Source organism: Streptomyces sp. 7N604, from assembly GCF_052245475.1.
In the GTDB taxonomy this organism is placed as follows: Bacteria; Actinomycetota; Actinomycetes; order Streptomycetales; family Streptomycetaceae; genus Streptomyces.
Genome location: NZ_JBQQBX010000007.1, coordinates 39,817 through 58,033 on the forward strand (window position 1 = coordinate 39,817; position 18,217 = coordinate 58,033).

At 73.2% G+C, this 18,217-nt stretch carries 13 protein-coding genes; 11 read left to right on the forward strand and 2 right to left on the reverse strand.

Going from position 1 to position 18,217, the window contains the following annotated elements; genetic code table 11:
- Positions 1-54: 54 nt before the first annotated feature.
- From ACTWP8_RS09480 to ACTWP8_RS09500, 5 genes are all read left to right on the forward strand, one after another.
- On the forward strand, positions 55-1,602 hold the full coding sequence (locus ACTWP8_RS09480) for an APC family permease (protein WP_443321695.1): 1,548 nt from the start codon (positions 55-57) through the stop codon (positions 1,600-1,602).
- 423 nt (positions 1,603-2,025) lie between these two features.
- Positions 2,026-2,133 carry a copper amine oxidase gene (locus ACTWP8_RS09485; protein WP_443321875.1) on the forward strand — a complete coding sequence of 36 codons (108 nt, stop codon included), beginning with the start codon at positions 2,026-2,028 and terminating at the stop codon, positions 2,131-2,133.
- 124 nt (positions 2,134-2,257) lie between these two features.
- On the forward strand, positions 2,258-3,013 hold the full coding sequence (locus ACTWP8_RS09490; protein WP_443321696.1) for a molybdopterin-dependent oxidoreductase: 756 nt from the start codon (positions 2,258-2,260) through the stop codon (positions 3,011-3,013).
- Entirely contained in the window at positions 2,997-3,776 is a 780-nt protein-coding gene (locus ACTWP8_RS09495; protein WP_443321697.1) for a cytochrome b/b6 domain-containing protein, read from the forward strand. Before ACTWP8_RS09490 ends, ACTWP8_RS09495 begins: the two co-directional genes overlap by 17 nt.
- A gap of 127 nt (positions 3,777-3,903) precedes the next feature.
- Positions 3,904-5,742, forward strand: a complete 1,839-nt coding sequence (locus tag ACTWP8_RS09500) for an AMP-dependent synthetase/ligase (protein ID WP_443321698.1) — start codon at positions 3,904-3,906, stop codon at positions 5,740-5,742.
- Positions 5,743-5,768: 26 nt separating this feature from the next.
- On the opposite strand, the gene ACTWP8_RS09505 is transcribed toward ACTWP8_RS09500, so the two are convergent.
- Positions 5,769-8,141, reverse strand: a complete 2,373-nt coding sequence (locus tag ACTWP8_RS09505; protein WP_443321699.1) for a phosphoketolase family protein — start codon at positions 8,139-8,141, stop codon at positions 5,769-5,771.
- A 114-nt stretch (positions 8,142-8,255) separates the two neighbouring features.
- A complete protein-coding gene (locus tag ACTWP8_RS09510) occupies positions 8,256-8,687 on the reverse strand; it encodes a chaplin (RefSeq protein ID WP_443321700.1) in 432 nt (143 codons plus the stop codon).
- A gap of 523 nt (positions 8,688-9,210) precedes the next feature.
- Here ACTWP8_RS09510 and ACTWP8_RS09515 point away from each other — a divergent pair.
- The 6 genes from ACTWP8_RS09515 (at position 9,211) to ACTWP8_RS09540 (ending at position 18,207) form a co-directional block, all read left to right on the forward strand.
- Positions 9,211-10,305 (forward strand): hypothetical protein, encoded by a 1,095-nt coding sequence (locus ACTWP8_RS09515; RefSeq protein WP_443321701.1) that lies wholly within the window; start codon positions 9,211-9,213, stop codon positions 10,303-10,305.
- An 83-nt stretch (positions 10,306-10,388) separates the two neighbouring features.
- Complete coding sequence (locus ACTWP8_RS09520) at positions 10,389-11,639, forward strand: glycosyltransferase family 4 protein (protein WP_443321702.1); 1,251 nt, start codon at positions 10,389-10,391, stop codon at positions 11,637-11,639.
- Positions 11,636-13,351, forward strand: a complete 1,716-nt coding sequence (locus ACTWP8_RS09525) for an exopolysaccharide biosynthesis polyprenyl glycosylphosphotransferase (protein ID WP_443321703.1) — start codon at positions 11,636-11,638, stop codon at positions 13,349-13,351. Before ACTWP8_RS09520 ends, ACTWP8_RS09525 begins: the two co-directional genes overlap by 4 nt.
- A gap of 2 nt (positions 13,352-13,353) precedes the next feature.
- Positions 13,354-14,925 carry an O-antigen ligase family protein gene (locus ACTWP8_RS09530; protein ID WP_443321704.1) on the forward strand — a complete coding sequence of 524 codons (1,572 nt, stop codon included), beginning with the start codon at positions 13,354-13,356 and terminating at the stop codon, positions 14,923-14,925.
- Complete coding sequence (locus ACTWP8_RS09535) at positions 14,922-17,456, forward strand: lipid II flippase MurJ (RefSeq protein ID WP_443321705.1); 2,535 nt, start codon at positions 14,922-14,924, stop codon at positions 17,454-17,456. Before ACTWP8_RS09530 ends, ACTWP8_RS09535 begins: the two co-directional genes overlap by 4 nt.
- Before the next feature lies 1 nt (position 17,457).
- On the forward strand, positions 17,458-18,207 hold the full coding sequence (locus tag ACTWP8_RS09540; protein ID WP_443321706.1) for a polysaccharide deacetylase family protein: 750 nt from the start codon (positions 17,458-17,460) through the stop codon (positions 18,205-18,207).
- Positions 18,208-18,217 lie beyond the last annotated feature (10 nt).

Consider the following 18,217-nt stretch of genomic DNA (forward strand, 5'->3'; position numbering starts at 1 on the left):
CACCACACCGCACCACCCCGCCCCCACCCACCTCCAGGGAAGGACATCCCCGCCATGCTGACGGGCAACAGCACCGAGATCAGCACGTTCAAAGGCCAGGACAGAGCGCTGCGCGCCGACCGGATCGGGATGGCAGGGCTCCTGCTGTCGGTGCTCGCGGCCAGTGCGCCCCTGATGGTGGTGGCCGGCGTCATGCCCACCACATTCGCGGTGATGGGCATCGTCGGGCAGCCGCTGCTGTTCGTCATCCTCGGCGTCGTGCTGGCGCTCTTCGCCTTCGGCTACGCCGAGATGAGCCGTCATGTGCACAACGCCGGTGCCTTCACCGCGTACATCGCCCGCGGCCTCGGCGGAACCGCGGGCGCCGGGGCCTCCGTCGTCGCTCTGATCGCCTACAGCGCCATGCAGGTCGGTGTCTTCGGCATCTTCGGCTTCGAGATATCGGCGCTGCTCGCCGAGCACTTCGACGTCACCGTCGCCTGGTGGATCCCGGGCCTCGCGGGCGTGGCGCTCATCGGCGTACTCGGCTGGCTGAAGATCGACATCAACGTCAGGGTGCTCGGTGTGCTGCTGCTCATCGAGGTCGCCATGGTCCTGATCTTCGACATCGCCGCGCTCGCCGACCCGGCCTCCGAGGGCCTGTCCGCGCACGCCTTCAACCCCGAGACGCTGTCCGGCGCCGGGCTCGGCACCGCCCTGGTGTTCTGCATCGCCAGCTTCGTCGGATTCGAGCAGCCCCCCGTCTACGCCGAGGAGACCAGCCGCCCCCAGGTCCTCGTCGCCCGGGCCACGCTCCTCGTCGTCGCCTTCGCCGCCGTCTTCTTCGCGCTCGGCTCCTGGGCGCTCACCGTCGCCGCGGGACCGTCCGACGTCGTCGCCGCGTCGCAGAAACAGGGCCCCGGGCTGCTCTTCTCCCTCACCGAGGCCAGGCTCGGCGCCGGATTCACCGACGCACTTCACCTCTTCTTCGTCACCGGCATGTTCGCCTGCCTGCTCAGCTTCCACAACGTCGTCGCCCGGTACGCCTTCGCCATGGGTCGCGAGGGCCTGCTGCCCTCCCCCTTCGGCCGCACCAACCGGACCAGCGGCGCCCCCGCCTACGGCTCGCTGCTGCAGACCGCCGTGTCCCTGATCGTCGTCGTGGCGTTCGCGGTCGGCGACGACAAGCCGGCCGGCGACCCCACAGCGCCCGTACTGCAGCTGTTCACCTGGGGAGGCAACGTCGGTGCGCTCGGCGTGATCGTCCTCCTCGCGACCACCTCCTTCGCCGTCATCGCCTTCTTCGTCCGCCGCGGTGCCGCCCGCGTCCAGGCCTGGCGCATCGCCTCCTCCGCCGTCGCCGGAACTGCCCTGGTCGTGATCGCCGTGTACGCGGTGAAGGACTTCGACGTGCTGCTGGGCGCCGACCCCGGCTCCTCGCTCAGCTGGATCCTGCCCGGCATCATCGGGGCCGCCGTGGTCCTCGGCGTCGCCCTCGGCCTCGTCCTGCGCGCCGCCAAGCCCGAGGTACACGCCCGTATCGGCCTGGGCAACCAGGCGTTCCAGCTGGAGAAGGCCGCGGAGTCCGCTTCCGCGAAGGGCGCACCCACGACCGGGGCATGACCGTGGGCGCTCGCGGCGCGCCGCGGACGGCGGGCCCGCGTCCTGCCTCGTCCGAACCACCTCCGTCCGAACCGCCCTCCGGACCACCTCCGGGCCGCCGGACCGTCACTTCACCGTGAACGGCGGTCCGACGGCCCGTGGGAGGCGACATCACCCCAAGGACTCGCCCACCGCGATGGCGACCCCGTCGTACGCCGGGTCCGGGTCACGCTGCTGGAGACCGGCCCCGGCAACCCGGCGGGCAACGCCGCGTGGTGTACGGCACCAAGCACCTGTGGGTGACGCGCGGGCGGCCCGATCGCCGCTGCACGGCGGGCGACTACCCGAACCAGAACGGCGGGGCCGGGGTGCCCGAGTGGACGGCCGGGGGCGTCGCTGGGGAACACCGAGCTGACGCTGTGGCACACCTTCGGCCCGACGCACCTGCCGCGCCCGGAGGACTGGCCGGTGATGCCGGTCGAGCCGTGCGGCTTCACCCTGAAGCCCACGGGCTTCTTCGACCGCGACCCGGCGCTCGGCTGCCACCCGTAGCCCGCAAGGGTGTGCCCGCCCGTTCCGCCCCGCGGAACGAATGCCCACCACCCGGTATGACGGAAGTCTGACGGCTGCCCGTGGCCACTGGCCCCGCGCAGCCATTGAGTGCTCGAATCATGGGGTGGACCCCGAAGAAGAACCCGCCGCCGCCGAAGAACGCCCCGCGGCCGACGGCCGCGGCGCGTCCGTCGGCCGCCGCATCGTCCTCGGCATGCTCGGTCTCGGCGCGGCCGGCATCGCAGCCGGACCGTATCTCCAGGACCGGCTCGACTCCGTCCTGGGCGCCGCCGCCGAGAAGGACCCCACGGGCGTGACCGGGCTGTTCCCCGGCAGCGGAGGCTTCCGCTACTACTCCGTCGCCTCCTCCGTCGCCCACCGCGGCGAGCGGGACTACCGCCTGACCGTCGGCGGACTCGTCGAACGCCCCGCCGCCTACACGCTCGCCGAGCTCCGCGCCCAGCCCCAGGACCGGCTGGTCCGCGACGTCCAGTGCGTCACCGGCTGGCGTGTGCCCGGCACGCCCTTCGAGGGCGTACGGCTGTCCCGGCTGCTCGACGCGGCGGGCGTACGGCCCGAGGCCACCGCCGTCCGCTTCACCTGCTTCGACGGCACGTACAGCGAGAGCCTCACCCTCGAACAGGCCCGCCGCGCCGACGTCCTGGTCGCCCTGCGCATGCAGGACAAGCCACTCACCCACGCGCACGGCGGCCCGGCCCGGCTGTACGCCGCCCCCATGTACTTCTACAAGTCGGCGAAGTGGCTCTCCGGCATCGAGCTCACGCGCGCGGTGCGGCCCGGTTACTGGGAGCTGCGCGGGTACGACGTCGACGCCTGGGTCGGCCGGTCGAACGGACGCGACGATGCCCCCACTGCCTGACCAGCCGGAGACCGAGAAGACCGAGGCCGGGACCGCGACCGGGACCGCGGCCGGGACCGCGAGCGGGACCGCGGCCGGGACCAAGACCGCAACCGCGATCGGACGCCCCGCCGTACGCGTCCGCCGCTTCACCCGCGCCGAGCGCTGGGTCCACCGCGCCACCGCCGCCCTCATGGGCCTCTGCATCCTCACCGCGGGCTGCCTCTACCTGCCCTCCCTCGCCGAACTCGTCGGCCGCCGCGCCCTGGTGGTCACCGTCCACGAGTGGTCCGGGCTGCTGCTCCCCGTGCCCTTCCTGCTCGGCCTCGCCTCCCGCGCGTTCCGGTCCGACCTGCGCTTCCTGGGCCGGTTCGGCCCGCACGACCGGCGCTGGCTGGGCGCCGCGCTGCGCCGCGACCACCGCCCCTCGGCCCGCCCGGCGGGAAAGTTCAATGCCGGACAGAAGCTCTACGCCGCGTACGCCGCTGGCGCCGTCCTCGTCATGCTCGGCACGGGACTGCTGATGTGGTTCACCGGGCTGGCGCCTCTGGCCTGGCGCACCGGAGCGACATTCGTTCACGACTGGCTCGCGCTCGCCCTCGGCGCCGTGGTCTGCGGGCACATCGGGATGGCGCTCTCCGATCCGGAGGCCCGCCGCGGTCTGCGCACCGGAACCGTCGACCGCCGGTGGGCCGCCCGCGAGCACCCTCTGTGGCGCCCGCCGGCCGGTCCGGACCCGAAAGCAGAGCCCGGGCCAGGACCGCAAGGTGTCGAACCCACATAGTTGCGCCGCGAGTTGTGTCCCGGCCTCTATGCAGCTGACCAACCAGCCGGTAGCTTGCCCTCTCGGCCACTTACTCGGCACAGCACGGATCGCCCGGCAGGTGCCCGGGCAGGGGGGGAGGTGCGGTGTGCGCGAACTCGGCCTTCCACCCCTGGTGGAGCCCCTGAAGTCGGGAGGCCTCGCCGACGCGGTGTACGAGAACGCCGACCGCAGCCCGGCCCTGCCCCAGTTCTCCCGGCGCGAGGACCCCGCATCCCCCGAGTGGACCCCCGTCACAGCGGCCGCGTTCCGGCAGGAGGTGCTGGACGTCGCCAAGGGCCTGGTCGCCGAGGGCATCCGCTTCGGCGACCGGGTCGCGCTGATGTCCCGCACCCGCTACGAGTGGACCCTGTTCAGCTTCGCCGTCTGGTCCATCGGCGCCCAGCTGGTCCCGGTCTACCCCACCTCTTCCTCGGAACAGGTGCACTGGATCCTCTACGACTCGAAGGCCGCCGCCATCGTCGTCGAGCACGAGGATCACGTCATGACGGTCGGGGCCGTGTGCGACGGCCTGCCCCTCCGCCGCATCTGGCAGCTGAACGCGGGCTGCGTAAGGGAACTGACCGAGCAGGGGCGCGGGGTCCCGGATGCGCTGGTGCTGGGCCGGCGGGCGTCCGTACGCCCCCAGCTGGCCGCCGCCATCACGTACACCTCGGGAACCACCGGCAGGCCCAAGGGCTGCGTGATCACCCACAGCAACCTCGCGATCGACTGCGACACGCTCCTCGCCGGCTGGAGCTCCCTGCTCGCCGAGCCCGGCGAGCAGCCCTCCGTCCTCGCCTTCCTCCCCCTCTCGCACATCTACGGCCTGATGATGCAGGTCGCCTGCGTGCGCGGCGGCGTCCGTCTCGGTCACCAGCCCGACATCACCGCCGATGCGCTGCTCCCCTCCCTCAGAACCTTCCGGCCGACCTTCATCTACGCCGTGCCGTACGTCTTCGAGAAGATCTACAAGCGGGCGCGCAGAAGCGCGGAGGAGGCCGGCCGGCTGCAGCTGTTCGACCGGGCCGTGGAGGCGGCGGTGCGCTATGCGGAGGCCGTGGAGCGGCGGGGCCTGGGCACCGGAGCGGGCCCGACGCCCTCGCTCCGGGTCCAGCACGCGCTCTACGAGCGGTCGGTCTACGAGGGTATGCGGGCGGTCCTCGGCGGCCGCGCCCGGTACGCGATGTGCGCCGGGTCGCCGCTCGACCGGAACCTGGGACTGCTGTTCGCGGGCATCGGAATCACCATTTACGACGGGTACGGGCTCACCGAGTCCTCGGGAGGAGTGACGGCCCAGCCGCTGGGCCGCGTCAAGTTCGGCACCGTCGGCCGCCCGCTGCCCGGGTGCTCGATCCGTATCGCCTGGGACGGGGAGATCCTGGTGCGGGGTGACCAGGTCTTCGCCGGCTACCTCGACGACCGGACCGGTACGGAGGCGGTGCTGCGCGACGGCTGGCTCCACACCGGCGACGTCGGATCCCTCGACGACGAGGGCTATCTGACGATCACGGGGCGCAAGAACGACATCATCAAGACCAGCGGTGGGAAGAGCGTCGCCCCGGCGGTGCTGGAGGAACGGCTGCGGGCGAACCCGCTGGTCTCGCGGTGCCTGGTGGTGGGCGACAACCGGCCGTTCATCAGCGCGCTGATCACCCTGGACCCCGAGGCCCTCGATCACTGGAAGCGGCTGCACCGCAAGCAGGGCCTGGACATCCGGGCGCTGACGGCGGACGAGGAGCTGCGCGAGGAGATCCAGCGTGCGGTGCTGGCGGCGAATACCGCGGTCTCGCGGGCCGAGTCCATCCGCGCCTTCCGGATCCTGCCCGCCGAGTTCAGCGCGTCGGAAGGCCTCTTGACGCCGTCGCTGAAGCTGCGGCGCGCCGCCATCGTGAAGGCCTACGCGCGGGAGATCAACGAGCTGTACGCGGCCCGCCCGGCCAAGTAAGCGACCGCAGAGGGGGGAGGGGAGCTTCAGCCCGACCAGGTCCACTCGGCAACCTCGGGCAGGTCCGTGCCGTGCTCCCTGACCCACGTGTGGTGGCGGGCGCGGGCGTCCTGCATGGCCTGCCGTACGCCGATGGCGCGCACGCCCAGGCCCGGGACGCGGTCGATGACGTCCATGACGAGCCGGTAGCGGTCCAGGTCGTTGCGGACCACCATGTCGAACGGCGTGGTCGTGGAGCCCGACTCCTTGTAGCCCCGCACGTGCAGATGCGGATGCCCGGCCCGGCGGTAGGCCAGGCGGTGGATCAGCCACGGGTAGCCGTGGTACGCGAAGATCACCGGCCGGTCGCGGGTGAACAGCGCGTCGTACTCCGCGTCCGGCATCCCGTGCGGGTGCTCCTCCCGCGGCATCAGCGTCGTCATGTCGACCACGTTGACCACGCGGACGCCCAGGTCGGGCAGGTGGTGGCGGAGCAGTTTGGCGGCGGCCAGCACCTCCTGGGTCGGCACGTCCCCGGCCGCCGCGAGCACCACGTCCGGCTCCCGGCCGGTGTGCTCGCTGCCCGCCCACTCCCACGCGCCCGCGCCGCGCGCGCAGTGGGCACGCGCGTCGTCCAGAGAGAGCCAGTCGAAGCAGGGCTGCTTGCCGGCCACGACGACGTTCACATAGTCGCGGGTGTGCAGCACGTGTTCGGCCACCGACAGCAGGGTGTTGGTGTCCGGCGGCAGATAGACCCGTACGACACCGGGGCTCTTGTTGAGGACGTGGTCGACGAAGCCGGGGTCCTGGTGCGAGAAGCCGTTGTGGTCCTGCCGCCAGACGTGCGAGGTGAGGAGGTAGTTGAGCGAAGCGACCGGCCGCCGCCAGGTCAGTTCCCGCGAGGTCTTCAGCCACTTGGCGTGCTGGGAGACCATCGAGTCGACGATGTGCACGAAGGCCTCGTAGCTGGCGAACAGGCCGTGCCGGCCCGTCAGCAGATAGCCCTCGAGCCAGCCCTGGCACAGGTGCTCCGACAGGACCTCCATCACCCGGCCGTCGCGCGCCAGGTGCTCGTCGCCCTCGACGGTCTCGGCCTGCCACGCCTTGCCCGTGGCGTCGTACACCGCGTCCAGCCGGTTCGAGGCGGTCTCGTCGGGACCGAAGAGACGGAAGTCCCGGCGCTCCGCGGTGTCGGTCATGATGCGGGCGAGCACGCTGCCCAGGATCCGGGTGGGCTCGTGGAGGGCGGCGCCGGGCTTGCCGACGTGCACGGCGAACTCCTCCAGGCGCGGGGTCGGCAGCTCACGCAGCCGCAGCCCGCCGTTGGACTGCGGATTGGCGCCCAGTCTGGCGTCCCCCTCGGGCACGCACGCGAGCAACTCCCGCCGCGGTCGGCCCCGGTCGTCGAAGAGCTCCTCAGGCCGGTACGAGCGCAGCCACCGCTCCAGCTGCCTCAGGTGCTCAGGGTTCTCGCGGACGGCCGCCAGCGGGACCTGGTGGGAGCGCCAGGTGCCCTCCACGGCCTGCCCGTCCACCTCCGCGGGACCGGTCCAGCCCTTGGGCGTACGGAGCACGATGACGGGCCAGCGCGGCCGCTCGGCCGCGCCCTCCTCCCGGGCCGCCCGCTGAATGCCGGCGATCCGGTCCAGGGCTCGGTCCATGGCCAGGGCCATCGCCCGGTGGACCTGGAGCGGGTCGCTGCCCGCGACGTGGACCGGCTCGTGGCCGTACCCGCGCAGCAGCTCGTCCAGCTCCCGCTCGGGGAGGCGGGCGAGGACGGCGGGGTTGGCGATCTTGTAGCCGTTGAGGTGCAGGATGGGCAGGACAGCGCCGTCATGGACCGGGTCGAGGAACTTGTTGGAGTGCCAGGACCCGGCGAGCGGCCCGGTCTCCGCCTCGCCGTCGCCGATCACGCAGGCCACCAGCAGCCCGGGGTTGTCCAGCGCGGCGCCGTACGCGTGGGCGAGCGAGTAGCCGAGCTCCCCGCCCTCGTGGATCGAGCCGGGGACCTCGGGCGCCACGTGGCTGGGGATGCCGCCGGGGAAGGAGAACTGGCGGAACAGCCTGGCCATGCCCTCGGCGTCCCGCCCGACGTCCGGATACGTCTCCGAGTAGCTGCCTTCGAGCCAGGAGTTGGCGACCACCGCCGGGCCGCCGTGTCCCGGGCCCCAGACGCAGATCGCGTCCAGGCCACGGTCCCTGATGACCCGGTTGAGGTGCGTGTAGACCAGGTTCAGCCCGGGGGCGGTCCCCCAGTGGCCGAGCAGCCGCGGCTTGATGTGCTGGGCAACGAGCGGCTCGCGCAGCAGCGGGTTGCCCAGCAGGTAGATCTGCCCGGCGGAGAGGTAGTTGGCGGCCCGCCAGTGGGCGTCCAGAGCCGCCAGCTCCTGATCGGTCGGTTCGGGGCGGTCGGTGGTCATCGGCCCTCCTCGGAAGCCGCGGATCCGGTACGGGTTCCACGGCGCCGTGACGTCATGCGGGCGGGGCCGCCGGAGTGCCTCCGGCGGCCCCGCAAGTGACGTGCGGCCGGCGCGTCAGTAGTGGTTTCTGCGGTTGTCGTGGTCGTCGTCGCGGTGGTCGTCGTGGTGGTCGTCGTGGTCGTCGATGGAGGCACCGTTGATGCAGGTGTTGCCGATCGCCGGGTTGAAGGCGTTGAGGAGACTGCCGCCACCCCAGGAGTTGCCGCAGACGTTGATCGGAATGTTGATGGGGACCTGGACGATGTTGCCGCTCAGGAAGCCGCCGGAACCGATGGTGGTCGCTTCGGCGCTGGCGCTGTTGCCGACGTGGTTGAACTCGTCGTCGTCATCCCTGAAGTCGTGACCCCTGCGGTCGTGACCCTTGTGGCCGTTGTGCTTGCCGTTGTCCTTCCAGCTGCCGTCGTAGGCCGTTGCGGCACCCGCGCCGCCCATGACGAGAGCGCAGCTCGCGACGGTCAGCGTGGCAGCCCTGGCGATTCGCTTCATCACCATTTTCCTTTCGGGTTGGGAATGGTGTTTTTCCCCGTACGGTCCGATCCGATCATCGTTTCACCACATAGTCACCCGATGAGATCATTGGGGGGCTTTGCCAATCATGCGCACGAAACTTCCGGCTCGGCGCGGGGAGTTCTGCTATTCGGGGGGGCGACGGGAGAGCGAGCGCGCGTTTTGTCGGCCAACTGGTTGACACGGGTAAGGCCCGTTCGAGTCAGGAAGAAGTGCTGACCGGAGTGTGTTGTCGGCCTCGCGGCCCGGGTTCGGAGTGGCCGGGGTGCGGCACGCGATCAGGCCCCATTCGGCGCAATCAAACTGGTCGTCAACGGGCCCGGGAATGTAATGAGCGCAGCCGGGCTGCGCTGCGCACATCGCGTATTCGACAGGTGCCGGCGCCGAGTCCGAATGGATGACTACACGCTCGGCGTATTCGCGCGCGTCTCACGTGATTTGGGGCATAGCTATCTGCGATGGTCTGGGCCGGAAGTATTTTGCGGAAATCGGAGGAGCAGTCATGCAGGTTTCCCTGGGCCGAGGCGGCCGAGGCGTCCTGTGCGCGATGTCGTCCGTGGCCGTGACGATCGCGCTGCCGCAGTCCGTGGCTGTTCCAGCCGGCAAGGAGGAGTCGCAGGTCCCTTTCGTCGAGCGCTACCGGGCCGTCCAGCGCGGGGGAATCGCCAGGGCCGCCAATGCCTCGGCCACGTGCGAGACCCCGGTCAGCAAGACCGCCATGCCCTGCGACCAGGTGCAGCGCGGTGGCGCCGGCAGCAATGACCACTACGAGATGACGTATATCGACGTCGACAAGGACCCCAACACCTACAATTCCAGCCGGGCCGAACTGCGACTGCCCAAAGGCGCCACCGTCACGTACGCCCGTCTCTACTGGGGCGGGAATCTGCTGGCCGGCGAACAGAAACCGGCCAAGGACAACAACCGGGTCCTCTTCGCGGAGCCGGGCGGCCAATACAAGGAAGTCCTCGCCGACTCCACCATCGGGCACCGCACGGCCGACGGCTCCGACGCCTACGCGGCCTCGGCCGACGTCACCAACATCGTGCGGTACGCCAGCCCTGGTGCTTACACGGTCGGCCAGATCAACATGGCCAAGGGCCACTCCGACCCGGGAACGTACGGCGGCTGGGCCCTGGTCGTCGCCTACGCCGACCCGAGCGCCCCGATGCGCACGCTCGCGCTCTGGGACGGCTTCGAGACCCTGACGCCCGAGCGCCGCGAACACTTCCTGGACATCGACGACCTGCATGTCCCCGCGAAGGGCAAGGGCGGTCTCGGCGTCGTCGCCTATGACGGCGACCGCGGCTTCGGCAGCAACGCGCTCGCCGTCGCCGCCGGCTCCGCCGAGCCCGTCCCGCTGCTCGACGCCGCCAACCCCGCCGACGAGGCCATGAACTCGACGATCAGCGACCGCGGGCGGTCCACGCCAGGCAGGCAGCCCGCGCACATGAACACCCTGGGCTTCGACTCCGACGTCTTCGACCTGCAACCGGCCCTCGCCGCGGGCGCCGAGCACCTCAGGGTCGGCTTCGGCACCCAGGAGGAGGGCTACCACCTCGGCGCCCTCTTCCTCCAGGCCGACGCCCGCCCCTGAGACGAGGGCGCGGCGAGTACCCCCGGCGGCGGCCGTCGCCGGAGCTTGACGTTCCCATCCGGTCCGTGTACGGGGAGCAACGCGTGCCGCAACACAAGCGTGAAGGACGCCGGTTGACGGTGCTGCACATCTCCCAGCCCGTCGACGGCGGCGTCGCCCGGGTCGTCACCGACCTGGTGCGCAGCCAGACCCGGGCGGGCCTGCACGCCCTGGTCGCCTGCCCGCCAGGCGGCGCGCTGGGCGAGGCGGCCGCGGCGGCGGGCGCGTCCGTACTGCGCTGGCCGGCCCGCAGGGAACCGGGACCGCACCTTCCGCTGGAGACCCTGCGACTCGCCCGCCTGATCAGGCACGCCGACCCGGACCTCGTGCACGCCCACAGCGCCAAGGCCGGGCTCGCCGCGCGGCTCGCCGTACGCGGCCGCATCCCCACCGTCTTCCAGCCGCACGCCTGGTCCTTCGAGGCCGTCGGCGGGACAGCCGCGGAACTCGCCCTGTACTGGGAGCGGTTCGCCGCCCGCTGGGCCGCGCGCCTGCTGTGCGTCAGCGAGGACGAGCGGCAGCGCGGCCGGGACGCCGGGGTGACCGGCCGCTGGGCCGTGATCCGCAACGGCGTCGACACCGAGCACTTCCGTCCGGCCGACCGGGCGGCCGGGGAACGCGCCAGGGCCGGGCTCACCGCGCTGCGTGAACTGTCCCGGCAGGCACCGCTGGTGGTGTGCGTGGGACGGCTCTGCCGGCAGAAGGGCCAGGATGTGCTGCTGCGTGCCTGGCCCTCCGTAGCCGCCGAGGTGCCCGGCGCCGTACTCGCCCTCGTAGGGGACGGGCCCGCCCGGGACGAGCTGCGGGGGGCCGCGCCGCCGCGGGTCCTGTTCGCCGGGGAGACGGCGGAGCCGGCCGCCTGGTACGCGGCCGCGGACCTGGTCGTCCTGCCATCCCGCTGGGAGGGCATGGCGCTCGCCCCGCTGGAGGCCATGGCCTGCGGCAGGCCCGTGGTCGTGACCGGCGTGACCGGTGCGCGCGAGAGCCTGCCGCCGGGACACGCCGACCGCTGCCTCGTACCACCGGAGGACCCGGAGGCCCTCGCGCGGGCCGTGACCGTGCTCCTGCTCGACCCCGGGCTGCGCGACACCTTCGGGCGGCAGGCGCAGGAGCACGTACGCGACAGCCACGACGTACGGCGGACGGCCGCGGCCGTCGCGCGCCTGTACCGCGAACTGCTCGGCCCGGACCCCGTCGGCAACGGCCCGCCGGACTGTGCGGCACCGCACGCACGCCCCGGCCCCGTCGACCGACCCGGCCCGACCCCCGAGAGCAGGGAGCACAGCAGGCGATGACCACGGAGAACGCAGGGGTGCCCAGTCCCGGGCGGGTGGTTTCCCTGCTGGGGGACACGACCCGCCCGGCCTCGCCCGTCTTCGCACCGCTCCGCCCGTTCCGCGGCCCGGCACCGGCCGGGCAGCGGAACGCCCCGCTGGTCGGGCGCCTCGGCGCCGCGCTCGCCGCCGCGGACTGCCTCGCGACCGTGGCCGCCGCGGTTCTGCTCGGCGAGGCGGGCCGGGCGGCCGCGGCTCTCGGGCCCTCGCTCGCGGTCCAGCTGGTGCTGGGTGCGCGCGGCGGCCTCTACCGGCCCGGGCCGATGACGACCGCCCTGGACGAACTGCCGCGGCTGGTGGGGCACTCCGCGGTCGCCTGGTGCTCGGCGACGGCCGTCCTGGCGGGCATCCGGCCGCCGGCGGCGCCCGGCTGGTCCCTGCTGCTGGGCGTCGTGGCGGTGAACGTCGTGCTGGTGTGCCTGGGCCGCGCCGCGCTGCACGCCGTACGGCGGAGGAGGAGGCGGAGACGGCCGCACTCGACGCTGGTCGTGGGCGGCGATCCGGCGGGGCGCCGGGTTGCCGCGGCCCTCCACGAGCATCCCGAGTACGGCATGTGCCTGGTCGGACTGGTCTCGCGCGCCCCCGGCACCGGCACCGGCCCCGTCACCGCACCCGAGCACGATCCCGCCGCCGACCGCGACCCGGCCGGGGACCCGGATCTCGACGGCGAGCTGGAGCGTGAGTTGGGCCGCGAGCTGGATCGCGAACTCGATAGCGAGCTGGACCGCGAGCTGGATCGCGAGCTGGATCGCGAGCTGGACCGCGAGCTGGACCGCGAGCTGGATCGCGAGCTGGACCGTGAGCTCGACGCCGCCTCGCCGGGTGTTCCCGAACTCCCCGTGCCCGTCCTCGTCGCCCACGAGGACATCGCCCGGGCCGTCATCCAGAACGCCGTACAGGACGCGGTCTTCACCCGCAGCCCCTGGGACGACCCCCAGGACGCCGCGCTCGTCCGGCTCTTCGCCGAGCTGGGCTGCGCGCTGTGGCTGGTGCACGGCGAGCCCGCGGCCGACGCGGGGCCCCGGCGCCCCGGCGGTCCCGACCACATCTGGGGCTTCGCCTGTCTGCGCCTGGACTCGCCGCCCCGCCACCGCCTCGCCATCCTCGGCAAGCGCATCCTCGACCTCGCCGTCGCCACGGTCGCACTGCTCCTCTCCGCACCCGTCATGCTGGCCTGCGCCATCGCCGTACGCTGGTCGGACGGCCCCGGGGTGATCTTCCGTCAGGAGCGGATCGGCATGGCGGGGCGGCCGTTCACGGTGCTGAAGTTCCGCACGCTCCGGCCGGCCGACGAGCACGAGTCCGCGACGCGGTGGAACGTCGCGGACGACGAGCGGATGAGCGGCGTCGGCCACCTGCTGCGCCGGACCTCGCTCGACGAGCTGCCGCAGCTGTGGAACGTGCTGCGCGGCGATATGAGTCTCGTCGGGCCGCGGCCGGAACGCCCCTATTTCGTAGGGAAGTTCAGCGCCACCCACCCGGGCTACGCGGCGCGCCACCGGATGCCCGTGGGCATCACAGGGCTGGCCCAGATCCACGGCCTGCGCGGGGACACCTCGATCGAGGACCGGGCCCGGTTCGACAACCACTACATCGAGACCTGGTCGCTCTGGCAGGACGTACGGATCCTGCTGCGCACCGCGGGCTCCCTCATCCGGAGCGGGGGCAGCTGACCATGACGACGCTGCCGATCCTGTTCCATCCGGTACGGGCCGGGCTCGCCGGCGGGTGGCGGGCGCTGCCCGTCGCCGCCGTCGTCCTGCTGCTCTGTGTGCCCATCGGGCCGGACAGGCAGCCTCCGCGCCTCTCGGTCGCGGACGGCGCCTCGGCCGTACTGGTGGCCGTCTGCGTGGTCGTCCTGCTGCGCGACCGGCGGCGGCTGCTGAGCCGGGCGGGCGCCGCCGTACTGGCCGCGCCCGCGATCGGTTTCGCCGTGGCGACGGCCGCCTCCCAGGACCCGGTGGCGAGCCTGAACGGATTCGTGCGCTACGCGCAGGTCTTCGTCCTCGTACCGGCCGCGACGGCGCTGCTCCTGCGGTCCCGTCGCGACTTCCGGTGGGTGGCGGGCGCCGTCGTGGCGGCGGCGCTGGCGCAGGGTGCGCTCGGCGTGTACCAGTACGTCAGCGGCACCGGCGCCTCGTACGCGGGACAGCGGATCCGGGCTGTCGGCACCTTCGGACCGGTGGACGTGATGGGCATGGCGACCGTCGTCGCCTGCGGCGCCGTCCTCGCGCTGGCGATGGGGCTCGGCGCGCCCGCGCGTGCGCCGCGGTGGCTGCGGCCCGTCGCGGTGGCCTGTGCCGGGCTGCTGCTGGTGCCGCTGGTCTTCTCCTTCAGCCGCGGGTCCTGGCTCTCCATGGCGGTCGCGGCCGCCGTGGTGCTCCTGCTCGTGGGGCTGCGCACCGCGATGACCGCGCTGGCCGTGTTCCTCGCCGCCCTTGTCGTGCTGGTCGGTGGAGCCGGGGTGGGCAGCGCCCTCATCAGCGAGCGGCTGAGCAGCATCACTCAGGTGACCGACGCGCCGGACCGGTCGGTCACCGACCGGTACGCGCTGTGGGCCGCGGCGGCTTCCATCTGGCGCGACGAGCCGGTCACGGGAGTCGGCATCAAGGGCTTCCCCGCACACCGTGACGGGCACGCGTCGCTGGGCCTGTCGTCCGGGAGCGACACGGAGGGCGCGGGTCAGGAGTTCCGGCGCGAGCCGCTGCTCTCGCCGCACAACATGTACCTGCTCGTGCTGAGCGAGCAGGGACTGGTCGGTATCACGGCGGTTGTGGGCAGCTGGTCGGCCCTGGTCGTCCTCGGCCTCCGCAGGCTTCGGCGGGCCCGCCGGGCCGGATGGCCCGTGGACTGCGGGCTGGCTGCGATGGGCCTGCTGGCCTATCTGTTCGCGGACTTCCTGTACGGCGACATCGGCGGGCCTTCGACCGTGCTCACCGGCGTCATGTTCGGCCTGGCCGCGTGGTGGGCGCTCTCGCCCGCGGCTCTGGCTCCATCGGACGCGGGGGCTCGGCGCGTTGGGCCGGTTGCGGGGGATGGGCGGTCTGCGAGGGATGGGCGTGCTGCGGGGGATGGGCGGGCGGTACGGGCCGCGCAGGCCCCGGCTGTTCCCCCGGCTCCGCCGGCGGCGGCCGGCGCACGGGCGGTGAGGCCCGCGGCGACGGTGAAGACGACCCCGGCGATGAAGACCGCGCCGACGGCGGGGCGCGCCGCCGTCCGGCCCGACGATGGGGCGGACAGCCGATGAGCGACGCGCCGACCGTGCCGCAGTCGACGACCGGGCGGCCGCCGGAAACGGTGGCCGGCCCGGCGAAGTCCGCGACGGCGGGCCCGACGACGGGCGCGGAGCCGAACTCGACGACGGGCTCGGGGTCGGGCTCGACGTCGGGTGTGGGCTCCGGTGCTCCGCAGCGCGGCGGTCCCGAGCGGTTCATCGCCAGGGCTGCGGCCGTCACGGCGGTCCTCACCGCGGCCGGTGCTCTCCTCGGGCTCGTACGCGACCAGTTGGTGGCACACCTCTTCGGCGCGGACGGGGAGACGGACGCCTTTCTGGTGGCCTGGACGGTGCCGGAGATCGCGGCGACGCTCCTCATCGAGGACGCCATGGCCCTGGTGATGATCCCGGCCTTCAGCCTGGCGCTCTCCCGGCGCGCGTCCGCTGGTACGAGCGCCCATGCGGGTGCCGATTCGGGCGACGACGCGGACCGGGACGCCGACAGGGGCGTGGGCGTGGGCAGGGATGCGGGCCCGGACGTGGGTCGGGACTTGGGCCCGGACCCCGTCGGGCGGCTCGTGGCCTCGACCGCGCCCCGGCTGTTCCTCGCCCTGGCCTGCTGCGCGGGGCTGCTGGCCGCGGCCGCGCCCCGGGTCGTACGCCTGCTCGCGCCGGGCCTGGCGGACCCGGCTCTCGCCGTGGACTGCACCCGGCTCACGGCTGTCACGGTCCTCACCTTCGGCATCGCCGGATACTTCAGCGCGGCGCTCCGCGCCCACCGGCGCTTCCTGCCCCCGGCGGCGATCTACGTGGCGTACAACGTGGGCATCATCGCCACCGTGCTGGCCGTGCACGGCCTGTGGGGCGTACGGGCCGCCGCGGCCGGGGTAGCCGTGGGCAGCGCGCTGATGGTGCTGGTTCAACTGCCCGCGTTCCTGCGGCGCCTGCCCGGCAGGCAGCGCCGCGGTCGGGCCACGAAGCCCGCCGCCACGAAGCCCTGCGCCTCCCGCGCGGCGGACGCTCCGGCCCTCGGGAACCTCGCCACTGCGGCGGACGTCTCCGGCGCCGCGGACGACCAGGACGCCCGTTTCGGCACCGGCACGCAACAGGCCCGCCGCCCGGCGACCGGCTCGGGCGTCGCGGAGGGTTCGGGCGCCGCGGGTCTCCGTATCCCGGACGGCCCTCGCCTGAACCGCCGCTGCCGCGCGGACGATGGACCCCGCGCGGTGGATGGCGGCCCTCCGGTGGGCGGCTCGGGCGTCGCGGAAGGTTCGGGCGCCGAGAGCTCCCGCATCCCGGGCGGTTTCCGCCCTGCGGACGGTCCCCGCGTGGATGATCAGTCCTGCGCCGCGGACAGTGCGGGAACTCCCGACCGCGGTTCCCGCGGGGATGATCGGTCCGGTACCGGGGATGGCGGCCCTCCGGTGGGCGGCTCGGGTGTCGCGGAGGGGCCGGGCGCCGAGAGCTCCCGCATCCCGGGCCGTTCGCGCCCCGCGGACGGTCCCTGCGCGCATGACCGGTCCTGCGCCGCGGACGGCACCACTGGCGTGGATGATCGGTCCCGCGCCGGGGATGGCGTTCGTCCGGCCGGTGGGTCCCGCGTCGCGGGACGGGCCCATCGCGACGATGGCCTTCGGCCGGCTGGCCGTGCCCGCGCGGCCGTCGGCCCTCGTTCCGCCCGCCCGGCAGGGGCACCCGCAGGGCTTGCCGTCCTGGCCGTGCTCGCGCCCGTTGCCCTCTTCGCGCTCGCGCGCCAGGCGCAGGTTCTCGTCGAGCGCTACCTCGGCTCATCCCTCCCCGCCGGGGCGATCTCTCACCTCAACTACGCGCAGAAGGTCGCCCAAGTCCCCATGACCCTCTCCCTCATGGTCGTGACCGTGACCTTCCCCCTGGTCGCCCGCGCCATGGCCGACGGCGAGAAGGAGCGGGCCCGGCGGCGGGTCGAGCGGGATCTGACCGTCGCCGGGCTGCTGGTGCTGGTCGGCGCCGCGTATGTCATCGCGTACGCCCCCCAGCTCATCGAACTCCTCTTCCAGCGCGGCGCCTTCAATGCCCAGGACACCGCCGCCACCGCATCCGTCATGCGCGTCTACGCGCTCGGCCTGCTCGGCCACAGCCTCACCGGTGCCCTCATCCGGCCCTTCTTCTCGGCCGCCCGGCCCACCTGGGACCCGGCGGCCGCCATGTCCGTCGGCCTGCTCATCACCATCGTCGCCGCCAAGGCCGCCATCGCGCACTGGGGCGTCCACGGCATCGCCGCGGCCAATGCCGCGGGCATCACGGTCACCGCGCTGCTCCTGCTCCGCGGCCTGGGCAAGCAGGGCATCGCCGTCGACGTCCGCCGCGTGACCGCCGGTCTCGCACGGCTCGCCCTCGCCGCCGGTGCCGCCGTGGCTGCCGGCTGGGCCGCCGCACCCCTCGTCCCCTCCACCCCCGGCACGGCCGCGGCCGGCTGCCTGATCGTCCCGGCCGCCTTCGCCGCCGCGGCGTTCGCCGTACGGGCGCCCGAAGTCCCCCTGCTGCTCCCCCCGCTGATCTCGTCCGCGAAACGGAAGCTCCTGTGACATGCCCGCTGATGAACCCTGGCTGCTGATGTACCACTCCGTGACCGGATACACGGAGGACCCCTACCGGATCACCGTCACCCCGGACCGGCTGCGCCGCCAGCTGCGCTGGCTGGCGGGCCGCGGCCTGCGCGGGGTCGGCGTGGCGGAGCTGTTGCGCGAGCGGGCCGCCGGGCGCGGGTCCCGCCTGGTCGGCCTCACCTTCGACGACGGCTACACCGACTTCACCGAGAACGCCGTCCCGCTGCTGCGGGAACAGGGCTTCACCGCAACGGTGTTCGTCCTGCCGGGACGGCTCGGCGGCGACAACGTCTGGGACCCGCTCGGCCCCCGCAAACCCCTGCTCACCGAGGACGGCATCCGCGCCGCGGCCGCCGCGGGCATGGAGATCGGCTCCCACGGCATGTTCCACGTGTCCCTCCCCGAGGCCGACGGGAACACGCTGCGGCAGGAGACCGCCCGCAGCCGCGAGCTGCTCCAGGAGATCACCGGCCGTACGGTGGACGGCTACTGCTACGCGTACGGCCATGTCGACGCCCGCGCCGTCGCCGCCGTCCGCTCGTCGGGATACGACTACGCCTGCGCCATCGACCCCGGGCCGCTCACCGGCCGGTTCGCCCTGCCCCGTATCCACGTCGGCGACCGCGACACCTCCCTGCGGCTGACCGTCAAGCGGCTGCTGCACCCTGTACGCCGCCGCGCCATGCCCGGGGAGGGGAGCGCCACGCCGCTCGCCGGAGCCGGCCGATGAGGGTGCCGGG